Origin of the sequence: Enterobacter sp. KB-280D8 (assembly GCF_041399405.1) — a bacterium.
Taxonomy (GTDB): domain Bacteria; phylum Pseudomonadota; class Gammaproteobacteria; order Enterobacterales; family Enterobacteriaceae; genus Enterobacter; species Enterobacter cloacae_N.
The window spans coordinates 216,695-238,867 of sequence record NZ_JBGKEC010000004.1 but is presented as its reverse complement, the minus strand read 5'-3'; the positions used below and the strand labels follow the sequence as shown (position 1 = coordinate 238,867).

Genomic DNA, 22,173 nt, shown 5'->3' with positions numbered 1-22,173 from the left:
AATGGCAAGACTTTTGTCCTGATTAACCGCTTACGCGCTTAAGCGGTTTGTAGCTCTTCACTTAGCAGAATGTTATTGCGACCTAAATGCTTTGCTTCATAGAGCGCTCTGTCTGCTCTCTCCAGCGCGCCTTCAACGTCTTCATTTTCGAAAATGGCAATACCGATGCTGATGGTGACGTTGGTGGCGACACTTTCGTTGAAAAGATGAGGGATTTTCAAATCATAGACTTTCTGACGGATCCGCTCTGCCGTATGGCGGGCGTGTTCAAGGGAAATATTCGTCAGCAGCACCATGAACTCTTCCCCACCGAAACGCGCCACAATATCGCGTGAACGGACGGCATCACGGATGGCCGCAGAGACGCGTTTCAGTGCCTGGTCGCCCATCATATGGCCATAATGGTCGTTATAGGCTTTGAAGTGGTCGATATCCATCAGAAGGACAAAGTGTTCGCCGTTTTCTACCGCTGGCAGGTTCTCCAGACGGCTCTGCAGGCCGCGACGATTATAGAGCCCGGTTAGAGGATCCATCATGCTGAGATCGGTCAGCGTTTCCCGTTCTTCCAGCAGGCGAGAGAGCAGCTCCTGGGCGAAGCGATCGTTGCGCCTTTGCAAAATGTTATGAATAGCAATAGCCACCACAGGAAGTGCGAAAGAATAGGACATTCTTAGCCATATATCTTGGTCGCTTAACCACAGGCAGACAATAAAGGCGGGGAGCGAGTGCAGCGTAAATGCTTTGATATTACTGGCGAAGGCCAGCGTTCCGATAAAAAGCACCGTGAGTAAGGCTATTATCAAATACATAGCCTGGTCATGGGTAATTAGCGAAAATTTCGAATCAATTTGCCAGGCCCACAAAATACCAAAGATTGCTGAAACGGCAGGAATATTTATCTTCCGCGCGCGCTTTTTCCAGTGCCAGACGAACAGGCCAGTACTGATCGCGAAAATTGCAATCAGAGGGGCAGAAAACACGCGTACAGAATAGAGCGGGTTTGTTACCGAGAACACGGCTGAAGTTGCGTTCAGAAATAAAAATAAACGTAACGATAATTGATATTTTCTTTGAACCAAAGACCGCCAGGATTGTGATGTCATAGTCGTGCGTTTTTATTAAAATTTAATTAAAACAGATAAGTAGGTGTGGTTTCGCACTAAAATATGCAAAAAACTCAAAGCGTAATTATAAGAAAAACTTTATGTGTAGTTAACAGGTGAGCAATTTATCACCTTAGGAAATTTCTGTCATTCTACATAAGGGTAAAGGCCGATCTTTTTTGCTTCACTGCGCGACAAATGATAATTTTTATCATATGATATTGTTTATCATTATCGTTATGAAAGGGCGATGTATGTTGAACAGGGCGCTGGGAAGTGCATGGGGAGTATTGTTGCCGGGCGTAATCCTTGGCGTGTTGATGTTTGCCGATCTCTCCATCAATATCTGGAAGGCCATCATTGTGTCAGGATTGCTGGTTACGTCAGGCATGATATGGCATAAGCAACTTCGTCACTTTGTTTTACTGCCATCGTGTGTCGCATTGATCAGTGGAATTCTGGTAATACTGATGAGTTTGAAATAACAGGGAAAACAAGAGGAGTTACAGAAGGGATGTAAGATAATTGGTGCGAGGGGGGGGACTCGAACCCCCACATCCTAAGGACACTAACACCTGAAGCTAGCGCGTCTACCAATTCCGCCACCTTCGCACAGTCATCTTACTTTTTTTGATATCGCCTCGTTGGTGCGAGGGGGGGGACTCGAACCCCCACATCCGTAAGGACACTAACACCTGAAGCTAGCGCGTCTACCAATTCCGCCACCTTCGCCCAGTGCGAGCAATATCAACGTGATTTATGGTGCGAGGGGGGGGACTCGAACCCCCACATCCGTAAGGACACTAACACCTGAAGCTAGCGCGTCTACCAATTCCGCCACCTTCGCATACCATCGATACTGTAAAAGTATCGTAACCACGGAGGCGCATTCTAGATGTTTTCAGCTTTACGTCAACTGAAAATTGCGCGCCTTTTATTGATTGCTGCAAAAATGGACGGAATTGATACACCTGCTTGCCGGATGGCGCTGGCGCTTATCCGGCCTGCATTGTATGGCAAATTATTTCTTTGCCTGACGCGTCATCACGGTGCGGTAGACCTTAAAGCGGCCAGTCTGGGCGATCACTTCGTGGAAGCCGAAGGTTTCGTCCAGCACTTTCGGGTACGCCAGGAAGGCGTTCGCCACGATGCGCAACTCGCCGCCGCTGTTGAGGTGGCGAGTCGCGCCACGGATCAGCGTTTGCGCAGCTTCGAGGCTGGTCTCCATGCCGTCGTGGAACGGCGGGTTAGAGATAATCATGTCAAAGCGGCCGGTCACGTCAGAGAAGACGTTGCTGGCAATCACGTCGCCTTCAATGCCGTTTGCGGCAAGCGTTGCGCGGCTGGCTTCAACCGCCGGGGCGCTTACGTCACACAGGGTTAAACGCACTTTTGGTGAATGGCTGGCAAGCACCGTTGAAAGCACGCCCGCGCCGCAGCCCACGTCCAGCACTTTGCCTTTGGTGTGCGGTGTCAGGGTGGAGAGCAGCAGCTTGCTGCCCGTATCCAGCGCGTCACGGCTGAAGACGCCCGGCAGGGTTTTGATGGTCAGGCCGTCAAGCTGGTATTCGTCCCAGAAGGTGTTGGCATCGAACGTTGTCTGCTTTTCCAGACGGCCATGATACAGACCGCAGCGACGCGCGCTGTCGACTTTGGTCAGCGGCGCGTAGGCTTCCAGCATCTGCTCGGCGCTACGGACGCCGCTGCGGTTTTCACCGACCACGAAAATATCACAGCCAACCGGCAGCAGGGAGAGCAGGTTCATCAGCTGGAACTGGGCTTCCGGCTTGTTCTTCGGCCAGTAGTAGATCAGCGTATCGCAGTCGGCAATATCGCTCTGCTCCGCCACCAGGCTGAAGCGTGCGCGCTCGCCCATCTGGCGGCTCAACACCTGCCAGTGGTGGTAGTATTGGGTGTGGGCACGGCTTTCAGCACAGTCGAAACGCGCGGGCAGGTCATCCTGCATATCTCCGGCAAACAGAATACGGCTTTCTTCGAAATCATCACTGTGACGCAGCAAGACTTCACTTGCCGGGGTAAATGCAGACATGAATTGTTCCTCAATAAACTCAGGCGGGGATTATAGTAGGTAGATGGCGCACTTTCGACACATTTGCTATATTTGCGCGCCTGAGAGACAGGAGTTATCCCTATGACATCCCGACGAGACTGGCAGTTGCAGCAGCTGGGCATTACCCAGTGGGCCTTGCGTCGCCCGACGGCGTTGCAGGGCGAAATCGCCATCTCCATCCCTGCGCACGTTCGGCTGGTGATGGTAGCGGAAGAACTGCCTGCCCTGAATGAACCCCTGATCGGTGATGTCCTTCGCAGCCTGAAGCTGACGCCCGACCAGGTCTTACAGCTGACGCCTGAACGGGTTGCCATGCTTCCTCCTGATAGCCGCTGTAACAGCTGGCGCATCGGAGAGACTAGCGACATCTCTCTTCAGGGGAGCAAAATCAGCTCGCCAGTGCTGGACGAGCTGAAAGCCAATCCAAAGGCGCGCAGCGCGCTATGGCAACAAATCTGCGAATATGAACACGATTTCTTCCCTCACGACGCCTGACCTGACCGCAGCGTTCGCGATTGAAACACGCGCCCACACCTTTCCGTGGAGCGAGAAAACGTTTGCCAGCAATCAGGGCGAGCGCTATCTGAACTACCGTCTGGACGTTGACGGCACCATGGCCGCGTTTGCCATCACGCAGGTCGTTCTTGACGAAGCGACGCTGTTTAACATCGCCGTCGACCCGGCGTTTCAGCGCCGTGGGCTGGGAAGAGAACTGCTTGAGCATCTCATTCGTGAGCTCGAAACCCGTGACGTTTTCACCCTGTGGCTGGAGGTGCGCGCATCGAATGTCGCCGCCATCGCGCTCTATGAAAGCTTAGGCTTTAACGAGGCGACAGTCCGCCGTAACTACTACCCCACCGCAGAGGGACGTGAAGACGCCATCATAATGGCTCTGCCGATTGGATAACGAAGATAAGGTTGTAACGATGAAATGGGACTGGATTTTCTTTGATGCCGACGAAACGCTGTTTACGTTTGACTCGTTTGGCGGCCTACAGCGGATGTTTCTCGACTATAGCGTGACCTTCACCGCTGAAGATTTTCAGGACTATCAGGCGGTGAACAAGCCGCTGTGGGTGGATTACCAGAATGGTGCCATCACTGCGTTACAGCTTCAGCATCAGCGTTTTGACGTCTGGGCGGAGCGCTTAAATGTGAGTCCGGGCTCGCTGAATGATGCTTTTCTCAATGCGATGGCGGATATTTGCGCGCCACTGCCGGGCGCGGTTTCTCTGTTGAATGCGTTGAAAGGCAAAGTGAAACTGGGAATCATCACTAACGGCTTCACCGCGCTGCAGCAAATCCGTCTGGAGCGCACCGGCCTGCGCGATCATTTTGACGCGCTGGTGATCTCCGAAGAGGTGGGGGTGCCGAAACCGGATCCGCGGATTTTCGATTATGCGCTGGCGCAGGCCGGTAATCCCGACCGCGATCGCGTGCTGATGGTGGGGGATACCGCAGAGTCTGATATTCTTGGCGGTATGAAGTCAGGTTTGTCGACCGTCTGGCTAAATGCGCATGGCCGCGTGAAGCCTGAAGGCATCGAGCCAACCTGGACCGTGACGTCATTGACCGAACTGGAGCAACTCCTGTGTAAACAATGATTGCCTGCCCCCCGTTGATGGGTAAAATAGCCGCAATTCTGTATTCCATGATGCGTGGCGTGCTGCCGCGCTTATAAAAGAAGATTTAATTATGACGTTGTCTCCTTATCTGCAAGAGGTGGCCAAGCGCCGTACTTTTGCCATTATCTCGCACCCGGATGCCGGTAAAACGACCATCACCGAAAAGGTGTTGCTGTTCGGACAGGCGATCCAGACTGCGGGTACCGTTAAAGGCCGTGGCTCCAGCCAGCATGCAAAATCTGACTGGATGGAGATGGAAAAGCAGCGTGGTATTTCGATTACCACCTCCGTGATGCAGTTCCCGTATCACGACTGCCTGGTAAACCTGCTGGACACCCCGGGCCACGAAGACTTCTCCGAAGATACCTACCGTACCCTGACGGCGGTGGACTGCTGTCTGATGGTGATCGACGCCGCGAAGGGTGTAGAAGATCGTACCCGCAAGCTGATGGAAGTTACCCGCCTGCGCGATACGCCGATCCTCACCTTTATGAACAAACTCGACCGTGACATCCGTGACCCGATGGAGCTGATGGATGAAGTGGAAAACGAGCTGAAGATCGCCTGTGCGCCAATTACCTGGCCAATTGGCTGCGGTAAGCTGTTCAAAGGCGTTTACCACCTCTATAAAGACGAAACTTATCTGTACCAGACCGGTAAAGGCCACACCATTCAGGAAGTGCGCATTGTGAAGGGTCTGGACAACCCGGATCTGGATGCCGCGGTTGGCGAAGAGCTGGCCGCGCAGTTGCGTGACGAGCTGGAGCTGGTGAAGGGTGCGTCTCACGAGTTCGACAAAGAGCTGTTCCTGAGCGGTGAAATTACCCCGGTCTTCTTCGGTACCGCACTGGGTAACTTTGGAGTAGACCACATGCTGGACGGTCTGGTGGAGTGGGCTCCGCAGCCAATGCCGCGTAAAACCGACACTCGCGAAGTGGAAGCGAAAGAAGAGAAATTCACCGGTTTCGTCTTCAAAATTCAGGCCAACATGGACCCGAAACACCGCGACCGCGTGGCCTTTATGCGCGTGGTGTCCGGTAAGTATGAGAAGGGCATGAAGCTGCGCCAGGTGCGTATTGGCAAAGATGTGGTGATCTCCGACGCGCTGACCTTTATGGCGGGTGACCGCTCGCACGTTGAGGAAGCGTATCCGGGCGACATCATCGGTCTGCACAACCACGGTACGATCCAGATTGGCGATACCTTCACCCAGGGCGAAATGATGAAGTTCACCGGGATTCCGAACTTCGCACCAGAGCTGTTCCGTCGTATTCGCCTGCGCGATCCGCTGAAGCAGAAGCAGCTGCTGAAAGGCCTGGTTCAGCTCTCCGAAGAGGGCGCCGTGCAGGTGTTCCGTCCAATCGCCAACAACGATCTGATTGTCGGCGCGGTGGGTGTGCTGCAGTTCGACGTGGTGGTTGCGCGTCTGAAGAGCGAGTACAACGTGGAAGCGATTTACGAATCGGTCAACGTGGCGACCGCGCGCTGGGTTGAGTGTTCAGACGTGAAGAAATTCGAAGAATTTAAGCGTAAGAACGAAATTCAGCTGGCGCTGGATGGCGGCGACAACCTGACCTATATCGCGCCAACGATGGTCAACCTGAACCTGACGCAGGAACGTTATCCTGACGTACAGTTCCGCAAAACGCGCGAACACTAATCCCTTCTCAGAGCACGGCAATCGCCGTGCTCTTCTTTTATTCCAGTCTTATTAATCCCTTGCGGAATGTTCTTAATTCACCGCTAATTCACGCTATTCGCGCGTTTTTTACTCAATTCTGAAAGCGGCATTGTGAGAGTGATCTATATTTAACTCAGTGTTTAGCACCGGGTGTGGATGAATTAACTGTTCAATGCATGTCGATTGGTTCTCCATTTCACCCGTGTGTTTATTCGCAATATATAAAACTACTAAGGAAGTATGTAGCCCGAATAGCGGGTAAAACACAGGAATAAATCGATGAATATGACAAGACTGAAGATTTCTAAAACTCTGCTGGCTGTAACACTGGGTAGCGTTCTGGTTAGCGGTTCCGCCCTGGCGGAAAGCAGCACCATGGATAAAGCACAGTCCACGGCCGATACTGCGGGGCAAAAAATCGATAGCTCTATGAATAAAGTCGGTAATTTCATGGACGACAGCTCTATCACAGCAAAAGTGAAAGCCGCGCTGGTGGATGATGAAGCCATCAAGAGCACCGATATTTCCGTTAAGACCGACAAGAAAGTGGTCACCCTGAGTGGCTTCGTGGAAAGCCAGGCGCAGGCAGAAGAGGCGGTGAAAGTCGCTAAGGGTGTCGAAGGTGTGGCCTCCGTGAGCGATAAACTGCACGTTCGCGACGGTAAAAACGCGTCGGTGAAAGGTTATGCCGGGGATGCGGCAACCACCAGCGAAATCAAAGCTAAACTTTTAGCAGATGACATCGTGCCGTCTCGTAAGGTGAAAGTAGAAACCACAGATGGTGTGGTTCAGCTTTCCGGTACGGTTGATTCCCAGGCGCAAAGTGAACGTGCCGAGTCAATTGCGAAAGCCATTGATGGTGTGAAAAGCGTTAAAAACGATCTGAAAACGAAGTAATTCTGGACCATTCGCCCGCCGGGCTAAATCCTGCGGGCGAAATAAGAACGACTCTGGAAAAACGCCGGTGAGTGACCTGAGCGCTCACGTTTAGCGGCCGACATTAACTATGGTAAAGGAGAAGCTTATGTTTCGTTGGGGCATTATATTTCTGGTTATCGCGTTAATTGCCGCCGCATTGGGCTTTGGTGGTCTGGCAGGTACAGCGGCATGGGCAGCTAAAATTGTCTTCGTCGTCGGTATTATTCTGTTCCTGGTCAGCCTGTTTACGGGGCGTCGACGTCCATAGCAAACGCAATATTTCTTCAACAAAATAAAGCCAGTCCCTGCGACTGGCTTTTTCTTATTTGCGTTACAGGTCGGGTGCGTTACTGTGGAGTGATAAAATAATCAAAACAGGAAAGCAGAGGTGGGGCAACGAATTCCCGTTACGCTCGGCAATATTGCGCCGCTGACGTTAAAACCGTTTCGCGCGGGTCAACTCGCACTGGTTTGTGAGGGGGGAGGACAGCGCGGCATTTTCACCGCCGGCGTGCTGGATGAATTTATGCGCGCGCAGTTCAACCCGTTTGACCTCTACTTCGGTACGTCCGCCGGGGCGCAGAATCTCTCTGCCTATGTCTGTAACCAGCCCGGCTACGCGCGAAAAGTAATCATGCGCTACACCACGGCGAAAGAATTTTTTAACCCGGTGCGCTTCGTGCGCGGCGGCAACCTGATCGATCTCGACTGGCTTCTGGAGTCGACCTCCAGCCAGATGCCGCTGGCCATGGATACCGCCGCCCGTCTGTTTGATAGCGGCAAAGCGTTCTGGATGTGCGCCAGCCGGGGGGATGACTACTCGCCGGGCTATTTCTCACCGCAGAAGGATAACTGGCTGGACATCATCCGCGCCTCCAGCGCTATTCCCGGTTTTTATCGTACCGGAGCTCTGCTGGACGGCATCAGCTATCTCGACGGCGGCATCAGCGATGCGGTGCCGGTGCAGGAAGCCGCCCGGCGCGGGGCGAAAACCATCGTGGTGATCCGTACCGTGCCGTCGCAAATGTATTACACACCCCAGTGGTTTAAACGGATGGAGCGCTGGCTGGGCGACAGCAGCCTGCAGCCGCTGGTGAACATCGCAAAGCAGCATGAAACCACCTACGGCGCGATGCAGCGCTTTATTGAAAAACCGCCGGGTAAGCTGCGAATTTTTGAAATCTATCCGCCGAAGCCGCTGCTGAGCATGGCGCTGGGCAGCCGCGTCCCTGCGCTGCGCATGGATTACAAAACGGGGCGGCTGTGCGGGCGTTACTTCCTGGCGACGGTGGGGAAAATGCTGGCAGAGCAGCCGCCGCTTCATCGGCATAAACGGATTATTATGCCGCCTGCGGTTGTCGCCAATGATGCCCTGACGATGCCGCTGGTGGATATCCCGCAGGCGAATGACGCTTTACTGGATAACGAGGATCTGGCGTGACGCACCTCTTTGTTGATACCCACTGCCACTTTGATTTCCCGCCGTTTGCGGGGGATGAAGCGCAAAGCATTGCGAAAGCTGCCGAGGCAGGCGTTCAGGCGATCATTGTGCCGTCAGTAGAAGCGGCCTATTTTTCCCGCGTGCTGGATCTTTCCACGCGATACCCCGCGCTTTATGCCGCGCTCGGCCTGCATCCGATTGTCATTGAGCGCCATCGTGATGAGCATCTTGAAGAGCTGGATCAGGTGCTGCAAAGTGCAGGAGAGAAACTTGTCGCCATCGGCGAGATCGGTCTCGATCTCTATCGCGAGGATCCGCAGTTTGAGCGCCAGCAGACGATCCTCGACGCGCAGCTCAGGCTGGCAAAGCGTCACGATCTGCCGGTGATCCTCCACTCAAGACGCACGCACGATAAGCTCGCAATGCACCTGAAGCGTATCGATCTGCCGCGAAGAGGCGTTGTACACGGTTTTTCCGGCAGCCTGCAGCAGGCGCAGCGTTTTATTGAGCTGGGGTATAAAATCGGCGTCGGTGGCACCATTACCTATCCGCGTGCCAGTAAAACCCGCGATGTGATGGCTCAGCTGCCGCTGTCGGCGCTTCTGCTGGAAACTGACGCGCCGGATATGCCGCTGAATGGTTTTCAGGGGCAGCCGAATCGCCCGGAACAGGCGGCGCGCGTTTTTGACGTGCTGTGCGAATTGCGTCAGGAACCTGAAGATGAGATTGCTGGCGCGCTGCTGGAAAATACCCGTTCGGTTTTTGGCATCACGCTATAGATAAAGCGCCGGACGAATCACCGTTATTTTCTTTTTTTCCAGCGCCTGGGCCAGCGGTTCAACGTCCTCCGGCGTGGCGCTGCGCCATGACGCTGCCTCGCCGTAAACCCCATGCGCATGAAAAGCGTTGATGCGCACCGGCACATTCCCAAGCCCGTGGATAAAGGTCGTTAGCGGCTTGAGATGTTCCAGGTAATCACACTGCTCCGGAATAACCAGCAAGCGGAGTTCCGTCAAACGGTGACGATCTGCCAGCCAGCGGATGCTCTGTTTAATCTGCGGGTTTTCGCGCCCGGTCAGGAAGCGGTGATGCTCGTTCCCCCACGCCTTCAGATCCAGCATCGCGCCATCCAGTACCGGCAGCAGCTTTTGCCAGCCGGTTTCGCTTAACAGACCGTTGCTGTCTACCAGACAGGTGAGGTGACGCAGGGCGGGATCGGCTTTGATCGTGTTGAACAGGGCGATCAAAAAGGGCAATTGCGTTGTGGCTTCACCGCCGCTCACGGTGATCCCTTCGATAAACGGTGCGGATTTGCGGACCTGGGTGAGGATCTCGTCCACACTGAAGCGGTGCGCCATAGGCGTGGCCTGCTGCTGGCACAGGCGCAGGCAGGTGTCGCACTGCTGGCAGTGACTCTCCTGCCACCAGACGCGTCCTGCCTGAATGGTCAGCGCGTCATGCGGGCAGTGGGGCACGCAGTCCCCGCAGTCGTTGCAGCGCCCGATGGTCCACGGGTTGTGGCAGGTTTTGCAGCGCAGGTTGCAGCCCTGCAGGAACAGCGCCAGGCGGCTGCCCGGCCCGTCTACGCAGGAGAAGGGAATGACCTGACTAACTAAAGCGCATCTGCTGTTCATGGCTTATCACGCGCGGCTGACGTTCCAGAATTCGGGTATTGCGTGCGGCTTCTTCACCCAGCCAGGTGGTATTGGTGCGCGATCCGGCTTCGCGGTACTTTTCCAGATCCGACAAGCGCACCATATACCCGGTTACGCGGACCAGATCGTTACCGGCGACATTCGCGGTGAACTCACGCATACCGGCCCTGAACGCACCCAGGCAAAGCTGAACCACCGCCTGAGGATTGCGTTTTACCGTCTCATCCAGCGTTAAAATATCGCTAATCCCGGAGTGATAGTGTTTATGGTGCGGCGCAACAGCCAGCAGGTGGCTGATGGGATCCGGTTCGTCACCGTACGGCAGACGCGCCCCCGGCGTGGTGCCCGAATCGGAGCTGATGCCTGACTGGGCGTGCAGCATCGCGCGCTGCTTCCAGCCGTGCTTCACCGGAGTGTTTTCGACGAACGCCGCAAGCTGTTCGCTGATGCGATAGCCCAGCGCGTTGGCCTGTTCGTCTTTTCCGTAGCGTCCCGCTATTCCTGCTTTCTCACAGAGCGCGTTTACCGCTTCCGCCAGGCCGTACATGCCAAACATTGGCACAAACCGATCGGCATCAATCAGCCCCTCTTTTACCAGGAAGCTATTCTCAAAGAAGCCAGACTGCCCGTACAGGAAATCGCAGCGTGCATCGATGATGGCAATTTGCTGCTGGCAGTAGTGCGGGAGCGTGCGGGTGAAGAAGTCTTCAATGGATGTGCTGCGTTCAGCCATGGCTTTGAGGTTAAGGCGCACCAGGGTGCTGCCACCGCCTGCCAGCGGCAGGGAGTTGTAACAACTCACCACGCCGTAACGGCCTTTTGTGAAAATTTTATCATTCATTGGGCCATTGGAAATATGCGGTTTGCTGCATTCACATATGTTTTTTGCCACCTCAAGTAGCAAGTCGTCCGGGGTGATATCGGGATCGTAGATAAAGGTCAGGTTCGGCGCGACCTGCTTCAGCTCTGCGTCGGCACGCAGAATGGCACGGGTGATGGGGCTGTCGGCAGGCCCGATGTTTGCGTGCATAAACGCATCCGGCAGCGTACGGTCGAGATAGCGCCAGAAACGTTTTACTCGGCTATCGATCTCTTCTTGTGTTAGAATTCTAACATACGGAGTTAATATCGCATCAAGCTGACCGAGATAGACCGGCATCGATGTGACGGACGGAACATGGTGGTAGAGGATGGTTAACAGCGAGAGGGCGTCGTCGAGATCTTTCGCCCCTTCCAGCTCCAGCCATTCTGAACCGTTAGCCAGAAATTTTGCGTAATCCGGCAGAACGTAACGGGGTTTGTAAGGCGCGTGGCCTTCGAACATGTCGCAGATAAACCCTTCGTCCAGCGCGGCTCGCGCGGCCTCAGGAAGTGTCGGATACGGCAGGTTGTTTTCCGCTTCCAGCGCCAGAAAATGACGTTTTTGTTCCGGGGTTAACACCGGGCTTGTCACAATGTGCTGGCAACGTTGTTGCAGGGCGTCGGGGCTGGAGTGGGGCATATTCGCTTCCTTGAGTGTTCTGCGGATGATGAGCGAATTGTAGGAAGCCAGCCTGTCGGGGCTTTTGATCCGACAGGGGGTATCGCTGCTTTAGTCGGCAATTTACGCGCTAAAGTTTGAAGAAGATCTCATTACAGTAATGCAAATTTGTACGCAGTTTTCATTAACTGTGATGAATGTCGAAGTGTGGATGCGGGTGAATGTTAGAATACTCACAGACCCGCAAGGTAAAATTTATACGGCACTGCCGTTGGAGAATGTTATGACCGATTTAACTGCAAGCAGCCTGCGCGCGTTGAAACTGATGGACCTGACCACCCTGAACGATGACGACACCAATGAAAAAGTCATCGCCCTGTGCCATCAGGCGAAAACGCCAGTGGGCAACACCGCCGCTGTCTGCATCTACCCGCGCTTTATCCCGATTGCCCGCAAAACGCTGAAAGAGCAGGGCACTCCGGACGTGCGCATTGCAACCGTGACTAACTTCCCGCACGGCAACGACGATATCGAGATCGCGCTGGCGGAAACCCGTGCGGCGATTGCCTACGGCGCAGACGAAGTTGACGTGGTGTTCCCTTACCGCGCGCTGATCGCTGGCAACGAGCAGGTCGGTTTTGACCTGGTGAAAGCCTGTAAAGACGCGTGTGCGGCGGCAAACGTGCTGCTCAAAGTGATCATCGAAACCGGCGAGCTGAAAGAAGAGGCGCTGATTCGTAAAGCGTCTGAAATCTCCATCAAAGCCGGTGCGGATTTCATTAAAACCTCTACCGGTAAAGTACCGGTGAATGCGACCCCGGAAAGCGCGCGCATCATGATGGAAGTTATCCGCGATATGGGCGTGTCCAAAACCGTTGGCTTCAAGCCTGCGGGCGGCGTGCGTACCGCGGAAGACGCGCAGCAGTTCCTGGCAATTGCCGACGAGCTGTTCGGCGCAGAGTGGGCGGACTCCCGCCACTACCGCTTCGGTGCGTCCAGCCTGCTGGCAAGCCTGCTGAAGGCGCTGGGTCACGGCGACGGTAAGAGCGCAAGCAGCTACTGATTGCCAGACAATGCCGGATGACGCTTCGCTTATCCGGCCAACAGGATCGTAGGGCGGGTAAGCGTAGCGCCACCCGCCACAACTCCCCCGATTCCGCATGGAGGTTACCGTGTTTCTCGCACAAGAAATTATTCGTAAAAAACGTGATGGTCAGGCATTAAGCGACGAAGAGATCCGCTTCTTTATCAACGGCATTCGTGATAACACCGTCTCAGAAGGGCAGATTGCGGCTCTGGCGATGACCATTTTCTTCCACGATATGTCGATGCCCGAGCGCGTGTCGCTGACCATGGCGATGCGAGATTCAGGAACCGTTCTGGACTGGAAAAGCCTTAACCTTAACGGCCCGATTGTGGACAAACACTCCACCGGCGGCGTGGGCGACGTGACGTCTCTGATGCTCGGCCCCATGGTGGCAGCCTGCGGCGGTTACATTCCGATGATCTCCGGGCGCGGCCTGGGCCACACCGGCGGTACGCTCGACAAACTGGAAGCCATTCCGGGCTTCGATATCTTCCCGGACGACAACCGCTTCCGCGACATTATTAAAGACGTTGGTGTGGCGATTATCGGCCAGACCAGCTCTCTTGCTCCGGCAGACAAACGTTTCTATGCAACCCGCGATATCACCGCGACCGTTGACTCCATCCCGCTGATCACCGCCTCTATCCTGGCGAAGAAACTGGCTGAAGGGCTGGACGCGCTGGTGATGGACGTGAAGGTGGGCAGCGGCGCCTTTATGCCGACCTATGAACTCTCTGAGGCGCTGGCCGAAGCGATTGTTGGCGTCTCTAACGGCGCGGGCGTGCGCACCACCGCGCTGCTGACCGACATGAACCAGGTGCTGGCTTCCAGCGCCGGTAACGCGGTTGAAGTCCGCGAAGCCGTGCAATTTCTCACCGGCGAATACCGTAACCCGCGTCTGTTCGACGTCACTATGGCGCTGTGCGTGGAGATGCTCATCTCCGGCAAGCTTGCTAAAGACGATGCGGAGGCCCGCGCGAAGCTGCAGGCGGTGCTGGACAACGGCAAAGCGGCGGAGATCTTTGGCCGCATGGTGGCGGCGCAAAAAGGCCCGACCGATTTCGTCGAAAATTACGCGAAGTACCTGCCGACAGCGATGCTCAGCAAAGCCGTCTATGCGGATAGCGAAGGCTTTGTCTCTGCCATGGACACCCGCGCGCTCGGCATGGCTGTCGTGTCTATGGGCGGCGGTCGTCGTCAGGCATCCGACACCATTGATTACAGCGTCGGCTTTACCGACATGGCCCGTCTGGGCGACAGCGTTGACGGCCAACGTCCGCTGGCGGTGATCCACGCCAAAGATGAAGCCAGCTGGCAGGACGCGGCGAAAGCGGTGAAAGCCGCCATTACGCTTGATGATAAAGCGCCGGAAAACACCCCAACGGTCTATCGCCGTATCACCGAATAGCGGTATACTGATCTGATCGCATTTTTATGAAGCACTAAGTACGGAGAACAATTATGAAACGTGCATTTATTATGGTGCTGGACTCATTCGGCATCGGCGCAACCGAAGATGCAGAACGTTTTGGTGACGTGGGTTCCGATACCATGGGTCACATCGCGGAAGCCTGTGCCAAAGGCGAAGCGGACAACGGTCGTAAAGGCCCTCTGACTCTGCCAAACCTGACCCGCCTCGGTCTGGTGAAAGCGCATGAAGGTTCTACCGGTAAAATCGCAGCCGGTATGGACGGCAACGCGGAAGTGGTGGGCGCCTACGCCTGGGCGCACGAGCTCTCTTCCGGTAAAGACACCCCGTCCGGTCACTGGGAAATCGCCGGTGTGCCGGTGCTGTTCGACTGGGGCTATTTCTCCGATCACGAGAACAGCTTCCCGCAGGAGCTGCTCGATAAGCTGGTCAAGCGTGCCAACCTGCCGGGCTACCTCGGTAACTGCCACTCTTCCGGTACCGTGATTCTGGACCAGCTCGGCGAAGAGCACATGAAAACCGGCAAGCCGATTTTCTACACTTCTGCTGACTCCGTGTTCCAGATTGCCTGCCACGAAGAGACCTATGGCCTGGATAAACTCTACGAGCTGTGCGAAATCGCCCGTGAAGAGCTGACCGAAGGCGGGTACAACATTGGCCGCGTGATCGCGCGTCCGTTTATCGGCGACAAAGCGGGTAACTTCCAGCGTACCGGTAACCGTCATGACCTGGCCGTTGAGCCACCAGCGCCAACCGTGCTGCAGAAGCTGGTTGAAGAGAAAGACGGCCACGTGGTTTCCGTGGGTAAAATCGCGGATATCTACGCCAACTGCGGCATCACCAAAAAGGTCAAAGCGACCGGTCTCGATGCGCTGTTCGATGCCACCATCAAAGAGATGAAAGAAGCGGGCGACAAAACCATTGTCTTTACCAACTTCGTGGACTTCGACTCCTCCTGGGGCCACCGTCGCGACGTTGCGGGTTATGCTGCTGGCCTTGAACTGTTTGACCGCCGTCTGCCTGAGCTGATGGAGCTGGTGGGTGAAGATGACATTCTGATCCTGACAGCGGACCACGGCTGTGACCCAACCTGGACCGGTACCGACCATACCCGTGAGCACATCCCGGTGCTGGTGTATGGCCCGAAAGTGAAGCCGGGCTCGCTCGGTCACCGTGAAACCTTCGCGGACATCGGCCAGACCATTGCGAAATATTTTGGCACGTCTGACATGGAATATGGCAAAGCCATGTTCTAAACGGATTGGGTGCGGCCTGATGCCCTCATCCCAACCCTCTCCCACGAGAAATACGGGTGCGGCCTGATGCCCTCACCCCAACCCTCTCCCACAGGGAGAGGGAGATATTAAATGAAAAGGAACTGAAGATGGCAACTCCTCACATTAACGCAGAAATGGGTGATTTCGCTGACGTCGTATTGATGCCGGGCGACCCGCTGCGCGCGAAGCACATTGCGGAAACCTTCCTCGAAGACGTGCGTGAAGTGAACAACGTTCGCGGCATGCTGGGCTTCACCGGTACCTATAAAGGCCGCAAAATCTCCGTCATGGGCCACGGTATGGGTATCCCATCCTGCTCCATCTACACCAAAGAGCTGATCACCGACTTCGGCGTGAAGAAAATCATCCGCGTGGGCTCCTGCGGCGCGGTGCGCATGGACGTTAAGCTGCGTGATATCGTTATCGGCATGGGTGCCTGCACCGATTCCAAAGTTAACCGTATGCGTTTCAAAGACCACGACTTCGCGGCGATTGCTGACTTCGGCATGGTGCGTGACGCAGTCGACGCGGCAAAAGCGCTGGGCGTTGAAGCGCGCGTGGGTAACATCTTCTCTGCTGACCTGTTCTATGCACCGGACGGCGGCGAGATGTTCGACGTGATGGAAAAATACGGCATCCTGGGCGTGGAAATGGAAGCGGCGGGTATCTACGGCGTCGCGGCTGAGTTTGGTGCGAAAGCGCTGACCATCTGTACCGTCTCTGACCACATCCGTACCCACGAGCAGACCACCGCTGCCGAGCGTCAGACCACCTTCAACGACATGATCAAAATCGCGCTGGAATCCGTTCTGCTGGGCGATAAAGAGTAAGAGCTGTTGTGCCGGGTGGCGGCTTCGCCTGACCCGGCCTACGGTTTTGTAGGCCCGCTAAGCGCAGCGCCAGCGGGCTTTTTTACTAGCGCACTGCCTGTGCAATCCATGCTGACAAATCCCTTAACTCTTTTTCCTGCCCCGGGAAATCCCCAATTAACGCGTCGCATTCCTGCTGCAGCATATCTGCCCGATACAAACAGCCCTGCAAGCGGGCCGCCAGCGCTTCTAACGGTGCCGGGTTGAGGCTGTCCGTAAATACCTGCGTGCGGGTGATATGGCCTTTCTCCACGTCAAAATGCAGCTCTACACCGCCCCAGGTAAAACGTTCGTCCAGCAGATGAGAAAACGCGGGGGCCTGACCGAAGTTCCACTCCCAGCTGCTCTGGCGGGCAAAGGTTTCGGCGAAGTTGGGCAGATCCGGGGTTTTATCCGGCGAAATCACTTCCGCATCCACGCGCTCGCCGTAATGTTTAAAGAACGCGTCACGGATCGCGTCGCAAATCTGCTCGTGCGTAATCCCCGGCAGCAGTTCAACCAGATTCGCCACGCGCCCGCGCACGGAGGTAATCCCTTTCGCCTGGAGCTTTTTCTTGTCCGGATTCAGGTAGTTCGCCAGACGGCTCAGATCGGCGTTCAGCAGCAGGGTGCCGTGGTGGAACCCGCGATCCATGGTTTCGCGGTAGGCGGAGCCGGAGACTTTTCGGTCGCCCTCGGGCGTTTTCACTACCAGGTCGTTCCGCCCCGACGCCTCCGCCGTTACGCCGAGCGAATTCAGTGCGTTTAGCACGATGGAGGTTGAAATGGTTTTATCGTATTCAGGCTTGCCGGCCATAAAGGTAAAGCAGGTATTGCCCAGATCGTGAAACACCGCGCCGCCGCCGCTGCTGCGGCGTGCCAGACGGACGTTGTCCTCTTCCATACGCCGCGTATTGCACTCTTTCCACGGGTTTTGCGCGCGGCCAATGACCACCGTATCGGCGTTGCGCCAGAGAAACAGCACGCGCTGGATGGCGGGCATCTGGCGGAAGATGCACTCTTCTACCGCGAGATTAAACCAGGGATCATAAGAGTCAGAGATAAGCAGGCGTAACGTCGTCATGGCAGAGTTCCTTTTCCGAATCGTTCGCCTACTTTATCACTATTCTTTCTTCTCGCTCTCTTCGTCTTCGGGAACCGATCTGCTGGCGGTCAGCAGGAACGGCGACTGCTGCCAGCGGGTGCGCTTGCCCTGAAGCAGGGTACGCGCCAGCACGACGCCAATGGCCAGCGAGAGCAGCAGCATCAGGCGCAAAATATTGGTGGTATTATCCACCTGTTTGGCTTCGGTCGGCAGAGTGTGAGTATCGAGCGTCAGGCGGAGATAGCCCAGCGGACCATTCTTGCCCTGAATGGGTTCGACGATCTGCTGGTTAAAATAGCCCCCGGCTTTTTTGCCGTCCAGCGCCAGTCTGTCGCGCACGTCGACGTGCTCTCCGGCGCGGGCAATCAGGTCACCTTTTTCATCGTATACGCCCGCATCCAGAATGCGGCTGTTTTCCGTAAGCTGACGCAAGACCTGGCCTATCCGCTTATCGTCCGGCGTCTCGGTGCGCATCAGGGGCGCAACGTTGAGCGTCACCTGACGCGCCAGCGTGCGGGCCAGCTCTTCAAACTGCGGGTTGCGCTGCCGCTGATGGTTCTGACTAAACCACGATGCCCCCTGCATCAATGCCACTAACAGTGCGAGACAGGAAAGGACAATCACGGCGCGATGAAGCCGGAATTTCAGTTTTGCGCGAGCCATATTCCACCTGCTGAAAATTTAGGGCTTAATGTTGCCAGAAGTGATGGTTACAGGGTAGCCTCATGCGTTATTTTCCCTCTGGAACCTTCCGGCGCGAACGAAATTACAGGAGCTTTAATGCCGAACATTACCTGGTGTGACCTGCCAATGGATGTCTCTTTATGGCCAGGATTGCCGCTCTCGTTAAGTGGCGATGAGGTGATGCCTCTGGATTACCACGCTGGCCGTAGCGGCTGGCTGCTGTACGGACGCGGCCTGGATAAGCAACGCCTGACCCAGTATCAAACCAGGCTGGGCGCGGCGATGGTCATCGTAGCGGCCTGGTGCGTGGAAGATTACCAGGTCATCCGGCTGGCGGGTTCCCTGACGCAGCGCGCAACGCGTCTGGCGCATGACGCCGGGCTGGACGTTGCGCCGCTGGGTAAAATCCCTCACCTGAAAACCCCTGGCCTGCTGGTCATGGACATGGACTCAACCGCCATTCAGATCGAGTGTATTGACGAGATTGCGAAGCTGGCGGGCAGCGGCGAGCTGGTGGCGGAAGTCACCGAGCGTGCGATGCGCGGCGAGCTGGACTTCACCGCCAGCCTGCGCCAGCGCGTGGCGACCCTGAAAGGGGCCGACGCCAATATTCTGCGCCAGGTGCGCGACGTGCTGCCGCTGATGCCGGGACTGACGCAGCTGGTGCTGAAGCTGCAGTCCCTCGGCTGGAAAGTGGCGATCGCCTCTGGTGGCTTCACCTTCTTCGCGGATTACCTGCGGGAAAAACTGCATCTGACCACCGTGGTGGCCAATGAACTGGAGATCATGGACGGCAAGCTGACCGGCCAGGTGATCGGCGACATCGTGGATGCCCAGTACAAAGCCAACACCCTGACGCGCCTGGCGGAGAAATATGACATTCCTGTCGAGCAGACCGTCGGCATCGGTGATGGCGCGAACGATCTGCCGATGATCAAAGTTGCTGGCCTTGGCATTGCCTACCATGCCAAGCCAAAAGTGAATGAAAAGACGGAAGTGACTATCCGTCACGCTGACCTGATGGGGGTGTTCTGCATTCTCTCCGGCAGCCTTAATCAGAAATAACGAGGTAAACCGTGGCGAAAGCTCCAAAACGCGCATTTGTCTGTAATGAATGTGGTGCGGATTATCCGCGCTGGCAGGGGCAATGCAGCGCCTGTCATGCCTGGAACACCATCACCGAAGTGCGTGGTGTGGCGGCTTCGCCGAGCGTGGCCCGCAATGAACGCCTGAGTGGTTATGCGGGCAATGCAGGCGTGTCGAAGGTACAAAAACTTTCAGATATCAGCCTGGAGGCGCTGCCGCGCTTCTCCACCGGCTTCAAGGAATTTGACCGCGTGCTCGGCGGCGGCGTGGTGCCGGGCAGCGCGATCCTGATCGGCGGTAACCCGGGCGCGGGGAAATCGACCCTGCTGCTGCAAACGCTTTGCAAGCTCGCCGAACAGATGAAAACTCTGTACGTCACGGGGGAAGAGTCACTGCAGCAGGTGGCGATGCGCGCGCACCGCCTGGGCCTGCCGACCGGCAACCTGAACATGCTCTCCGAAACCAGCATCGAGCAGATCTGCATGATCGCCGAAGAAGAGCAGCCGAAGCTGATGGTGATCGACTCCATCCAGGTGATGCACATGGCGGACATTCAGTCCTCGCCGGGCAGCGTGGCACAGGTGCGTGAAACCGCCGCTTACCTGACGCGCTTTGCCAAAACGCGCGGCGTGGCGATTGTGATGGTCGGCCACGTGACCAAAGACGGCTCGCTGGCGGGGCCGAAGGTGCTTGAGCACTGTATCGACTGCTCCGTGATGCTCGACGGCGACGCGGATTCCCGCTTCCGCACCTTGCGCAGCCATAAAAACCGTTTTGGGGCGGTGAACGAACTGGGCGTGTTTGCCATGACCGAGCAGGGGCTGCGCGAGGTCAGCAACCCATCTGCTATCTTCCTGAGCCGTGGCGATGAGATCACCTCCGGCAGCTCGGTGATGGTGCTGTGGGAAGGCACGCGCCCGCTGCTCGTCGAAATTCAGGCGCTGGTGGATCACTCTATGATGGGTAACCCGCGGCGCGTGGCGGTCGGTCTGGAGCAGAACCGTCTGGCGATCCTGCTGGCGGTGCTGCACCGTCACGGCGGCCTGCAGATGGCGGATCAGGATGTGTTCGTTAACGTGGTTGGCGGCGTCAAAGTCACTGAAACCAGCGCAGATCTGGCGCTACTCCTGGCGATGGTCTCCAGCCTGCGCGACAGGCCGCTGCCGCAGGATCTGGTGGTGTTTGGTGAAGTGGGGCTGGCCGGGGAAATCCGTCCGGTGCCGAGCGGCCAGGAACGTATCTCCGAGGCAGCAAAACACGGCTTCCGTCGGGCTATTGTTCCGGCAGCTAACGTGCCGAAAAAAATCCCGGAAGGGATGCAGGTCTTTGGCGTTAAGAAACTCGCAGATGCGTTAAATGTCTTTGACGACTTATAATTACGTATTCGATTTTGCAGGAGGCACCGTAATTTATGTCATCATTTGACTACATCAAAACCGCAATCCGTCAGAAAGGCTGCACGCTGCAGCAGGTGGCTGACGCCAGCGGCATGACCAAAGGCTACCTGAGCCAACTGCTGAACGCCAAAATCAAAAGCCCCAGCGCGCAGAAGCTCGAAGCGCTGCACCGTTTTCTGGGGCTCGAATTCCCGCGTATGCAAAAGAACATCGGCGTGGTGTTCGGCAAGTTTTACCCCCTGCATACCGGGCATATCTATCTGATCCAGCGCGCCTGTAGCCAGGTCGACGAGCTGCACATCATCATGGGTTACGACGAAACTCGCGACCGTCAGCTGTTTGGAGACAGCGCCATGTCGCAGCAGCCCACCGTGCCGGACCGCCTGCGCTGGCTGCTGCAGACCTTTAAGTACCAGAAAAACATTCGTATTCATGCCTTTAACGAAGAGGGCATGGAGCCGTACCCGCACGGCTGGGACGTGTGGAGCAACGGCATCAAAGCGTTTATGGAAGAAAAGGGCATTGCGCCTAATTGGATCTACACCTCTGAAGAGTCCGACGCGCCGCAGTTCCGCGAGCATCTGGGCATCGAGACGGTGCTGATCGATCCAAAACGCACCTTTATGAACATCAGCGGGGCGCAGATCCGCGAGAACCCGTTCCGCTACTGGGATTACATCCCGACCGAAGTGAAGCCGTTCTTCGTGCGCACGGTGGCTATTCTGGGCGGTGAATCGAGCGGTAAATCAACGCTGGTCAACAAGCTGGCGAACATCTTCAACACCACCAGCGCGTGGGAGTATGGCCGCGATTATGTGTTCTCGCACCTCGGCGGCGACGAGATGGCATTGCAGTATTCGGACTACGATAAAATTGCCCTCGGACACGCCCAGTACATTGATTTTGCGGTGAAATACGCCAATAAAGTGGCCTTTATCGATACCGATTTCGTCACCACGCAGGCGTTCTGTAAAAAGTACGAGGGGCGCGAACACCCGTTCGTGCAGGCGCTGATTGACGAATACCGTTTTGACCTGGTGATCCTGCTGGAAAATAATACCCCGTGGGTGGCCGACGGCATGCGCAGCCTCGGCAGCTCGGTGGACAGGCGAGAATTCCAGTCCATGCTGGTGGAGATGCTCAACGAAAACAACGTTGAGTTTGTGCATGTGGAAGAGTCGGACTACGACTCGCGTTTCCTGCGCTGCGTCGAGCTGGTGAAGGAGATGATGGGGGAGCAGGGTTAAATCATCGCCCCCTCACCCTAACCCTCTCCCCAGAGGGGA

22 protein-coding genes and 3 tRNA genes are annotated in these 22,173 nt (G+C 56.0%); 16 read left to right on the top strand and 9 right to left on the bottom strand.

All coding sequences use genetic code 11. The features are described from left to right. Positions 1–38: 38 nt before the first annotated feature. On the bottom strand, positions 39–1,103 hold the full coding sequence (locus AB8818_RS14080) for a GGDEF domain-containing protein (RefSeq protein WP_061099315.1): 1,065 nt from the start codon (positions 1,101–1,103) through the stop codon (positions 39–41). Positions 1,104–1,357: 254 nt separating this feature from the next. Here AB8818_RS14080 and AB8818_RS14075 point away from each other — a divergent pair, with 254 nt between their 5' ends. Further along, a complete protein-coding gene (locus AB8818_RS14075) occupies positions 1,358–1,588 on the top strand; it encodes a DUF1435 domain-containing protein (protein WP_116342625.1) in 231 nt (76 codons plus the stop codon). 41 nt (positions 1,589–1,629) lie between these two features. On the opposite strand, the gene AB8818_RS14070 is transcribed toward AB8818_RS14075, so the two are convergent. The 4 genes from AB8818_RS14070 to rsmC all read right to left on the bottom strand — a co-directional run bounded on the left by AB8818_RS14070 (position 1,630) and on the right by rsmC (position 3,153). Beyond that, a tRNA-Leu gene (locus tag AB8818_RS14070) sits at positions 1,630–1,715 on the bottom strand. Between the two features lie 33 nt (positions 1,716–1,748). Beyond that, positions 1,749–1,835: transfer RNA gene (locus tag AB8818_RS14065), tRNA-Leu, on the bottom strand. Positions 1,836–1,863: 28 nt separating this feature from the next. Continuing rightward, positions 1,864–1,950 (bottom strand) — tRNA-Leu (locus tag AB8818_RS14060). Positions 1,951–2,124: 174 nt separating this feature from the next. Beyond that, positions 2,125–3,153 carry a 16S rRNA (guanine(1207)-N(2))-methyltransferase RsmC gene (gene rsmC, locus AB8818_RS14055; protein WP_047363626.1) on the bottom strand — a complete coding sequence of 343 codons (1,029 nt, stop codon included), beginning with the start codon at positions 3,151–3,153 and terminating at the stop codon, positions 2,125–2,127. Between the two features lie 102 nt (positions 3,154–3,255). Between rsmC and AB8818_RS14050 the strand changes: the two genes are divergently transcribed. From AB8818_RS14050 to AB8818_RS14015, 8 genes are all read left to right on the top strand, one after another. Further along, positions 3,256–3,669 carry a DNA polymerase III subunit psi gene (locus AB8818_RS14050; RefSeq protein WP_116342379.1) on the top strand — a complete coding sequence of 138 codons (414 nt, stop codon included), beginning with the start codon at positions 3,256–3,258 and terminating at the stop codon, positions 3,667–3,669. Continuing rightward, the gene (rimI, locus tag AB8818_RS14045) at positions 3,638–4,081 is read left to right on the top strand and encodes a ribosomal protein S18-alanine N-acetyltransferase (RefSeq protein WP_116342381.1); all 444 of its coding nucleotides are present in this window, start codon (positions 3,638–3,640) and stop codon (positions 4,079–4,081) included. The genes AB8818_RS14050 and rimI overlap by 32 nt, the downstream gene beginning before the upstream one ends. Before the next feature lie 19 nt (positions 4,082–4,100). Then, positions 4,101–4,778, top strand: a complete 678-nt coding sequence (gene yjjG, locus AB8818_RS14040) for a pyrimidine 5'-nucleotidase (RefSeq protein ID WP_116342383.1) — start codon at positions 4,101–4,103, stop codon at positions 4,776–4,778. A 91-nt stretch (positions 4,779–4,869) separates the two neighbouring features. Continuing rightward, positions 4,870–6,459, top strand: a complete 1,590-nt coding sequence (prfC, locus tag AB8818_RS14035; protein WP_028015433.1) for a peptide chain release factor 3 — start codon at positions 4,870–4,872, stop codon at positions 6,457–6,459. A gap of 300 nt (positions 6,460–6,759) precedes the next feature. Continuing rightward, the gene (osmY, locus tag AB8818_RS14030; protein ID WP_192981929.1) at positions 6,760–7,377 is read left to right on the top strand and encodes a molecular chaperone OsmY; all 618 of its coding nucleotides are present in this window, start codon (positions 6,760–6,762) and stop codon (positions 7,375–7,377) included. Between the two features lie 127 nt (positions 7,378–7,504). After that, a complete protein-coding gene (locus AB8818_RS14025) occupies positions 7,505–7,666 on the top strand; it encodes a DUF1328 domain-containing protein (protein WP_003856556.1) in 162 nt (53 codons plus the stop codon). A 120-nt stretch (positions 7,667–7,786) separates the two neighbouring features. Continuing rightward, positions 7,787–8,839 carry a patatin family protein gene (locus tag AB8818_RS14020; protein ID WP_116342385.1) on the top strand — a complete coding sequence of 351 codons (1,053 nt, stop codon included), beginning with the start codon at positions 7,787–7,789 and terminating at the stop codon, positions 8,837–8,839. Further along, positions 8,836–9,618 carry a TatD family hydrolase gene (locus AB8818_RS14015; protein ID WP_116342387.1) on the top strand — a complete coding sequence of 261 codons (783 nt, stop codon included), beginning with the start codon at positions 8,836–8,838 and terminating at the stop codon, positions 9,616–9,618. Before AB8818_RS14020 ends, AB8818_RS14015 begins: the two co-directional genes overlap by 4 nt. On the opposite strand, the gene AB8818_RS14010 is transcribed toward AB8818_RS14015, so the two are convergent. Next, on the bottom strand, positions 9,613–10,473 hold the full coding sequence (locus AB8818_RS14010) for a YjjW family glycine radical enzyme activase (RefSeq protein ID WP_192981931.1): 861 nt from the start codon (positions 10,471–10,473) through the stop codon (positions 9,613–9,615). The genes AB8818_RS14015 and AB8818_RS14010 overlap by 6 nt on opposite strands. Beyond that, positions 10,448–11,995, bottom strand: coding sequence for a YjjI family glycine radical enzyme (locus AB8818_RS14005; RefSeq protein WP_192981933.1), 1,548 nt, complete (start codon positions 11,993–11,995; stop codon positions 10,448–10,450). Before AB8818_RS14005 ends, AB8818_RS14010 begins: the two co-directional genes overlap by 26 nt. 262 nt (positions 11,996–12,257) lie before the next feature. Here AB8818_RS14005 and deoC point away from each other — a divergent pair, with 262 nt between their 5' ends. From deoC to deoD, 4 genes are all read left to right on the top strand, one after another. Beyond that, positions 12,258–13,037: a deoxyribose-phosphate aldolase gene (gene deoC / locus AB8818_RS14000; protein ID WP_032644972.1), complete on the top strand. Its 780-nt coding sequence runs from the start codon at positions 12,258–12,260 to the stop codon at positions 13,035–13,037. A 109-nt stretch (positions 13,038–13,146) separates the two neighbouring features. Further along, positions 13,147–14,469 carry a thymidine phosphorylase gene (gene deoA, locus AB8818_RS13995; RefSeq protein ID WP_116342627.1) on the top strand — a complete coding sequence of 441 codons (1,323 nt, stop codon included), beginning with the start codon at positions 13,147–13,149 and terminating at the stop codon, positions 14,467–14,469. 53 nt (positions 14,470–14,522) lie between these two features. After that, entirely contained in the window at positions 14,523–15,746 is a 1,224-nt protein-coding gene (deoB, locus tag AB8818_RS13990; RefSeq protein WP_127729560.1) for a phosphopentomutase, read from the top strand. A gap of 128 nt (positions 15,747–15,874) precedes the next feature. Further along, the gene (deoD, locus tag AB8818_RS13985; protein ID WP_010427122.1) at positions 15,875–16,597 is read left to right on the top strand and encodes a purine-nucleoside phosphorylase; all 723 of its coding nucleotides are present in this window, start codon (positions 15,875–15,877) and stop codon (positions 16,595–16,597) included. Between the two features lie 85 nt (positions 16,598–16,682). Here the strand turns inward: deoD and lplA are convergent, their stop codons facing one another. Together lplA and AB8818_RS13975 are read right to left on the bottom strand one after the other, a co-directional pair. Beyond that, positions 16,683–17,699: a lipoate--protein ligase LplA gene (gene lplA / locus AB8818_RS13980; protein ID WP_192981935.1), complete on the bottom strand. Its 1,017-nt coding sequence runs from the start codon at positions 17,697–17,699 to the stop codon at positions 16,683–16,685. Between the two features lie 39 nt (positions 17,700–17,738). Beyond that, positions 17,739–18,383, bottom strand: coding sequence for a YtjB family periplasmic protein (locus AB8818_RS13975; RefSeq protein ID WP_116342397.1), 645 nt, complete (start codon positions 18,381–18,383; stop codon positions 17,739–17,741). Between the two features lie 117 nt (positions 18,384–18,500). On the opposite strand from AB8818_RS13975, the gene serB reads away from it, so the two are divergent. From serB to nadR, 3 genes are read left to right on the top strand one after another with little or no spacing between them, the layout of a single operon-like run. Further along, positions 18,501–19,469, top strand: a complete 969-nt coding sequence (gene serB / locus AB8818_RS13970) for a phosphoserine phosphatase (protein WP_192981937.1) — start codon at positions 18,501–18,503, stop codon at positions 19,467–19,469. 11 nt (positions 19,470–19,480) lie between these two features. Beyond that, positions 19,481–20,866, top strand: coding sequence for a DNA repair protein RadA (gene radA, locus AB8818_RS13965; protein ID WP_003856523.1), 1,386 nt, complete (start codon positions 19,481–19,483; stop codon positions 20,864–20,866). A 35-nt stretch (positions 20,867–20,901) separates the two neighbouring features. Beyond that, a complete protein-coding gene (gene nadR, locus AB8818_RS13960) occupies positions 20,902–22,134 on the top strand; it encodes a multifunctional transcriptional regulator/nicotinamide-nucleotide adenylyltransferase/ribosylnicotinamide kinase NadR (protein ID WP_192981939.1) in 1,233 nt (410 codons plus the stop codon). Positions 22,135–22,173 lie beyond the last annotated feature (39 nt).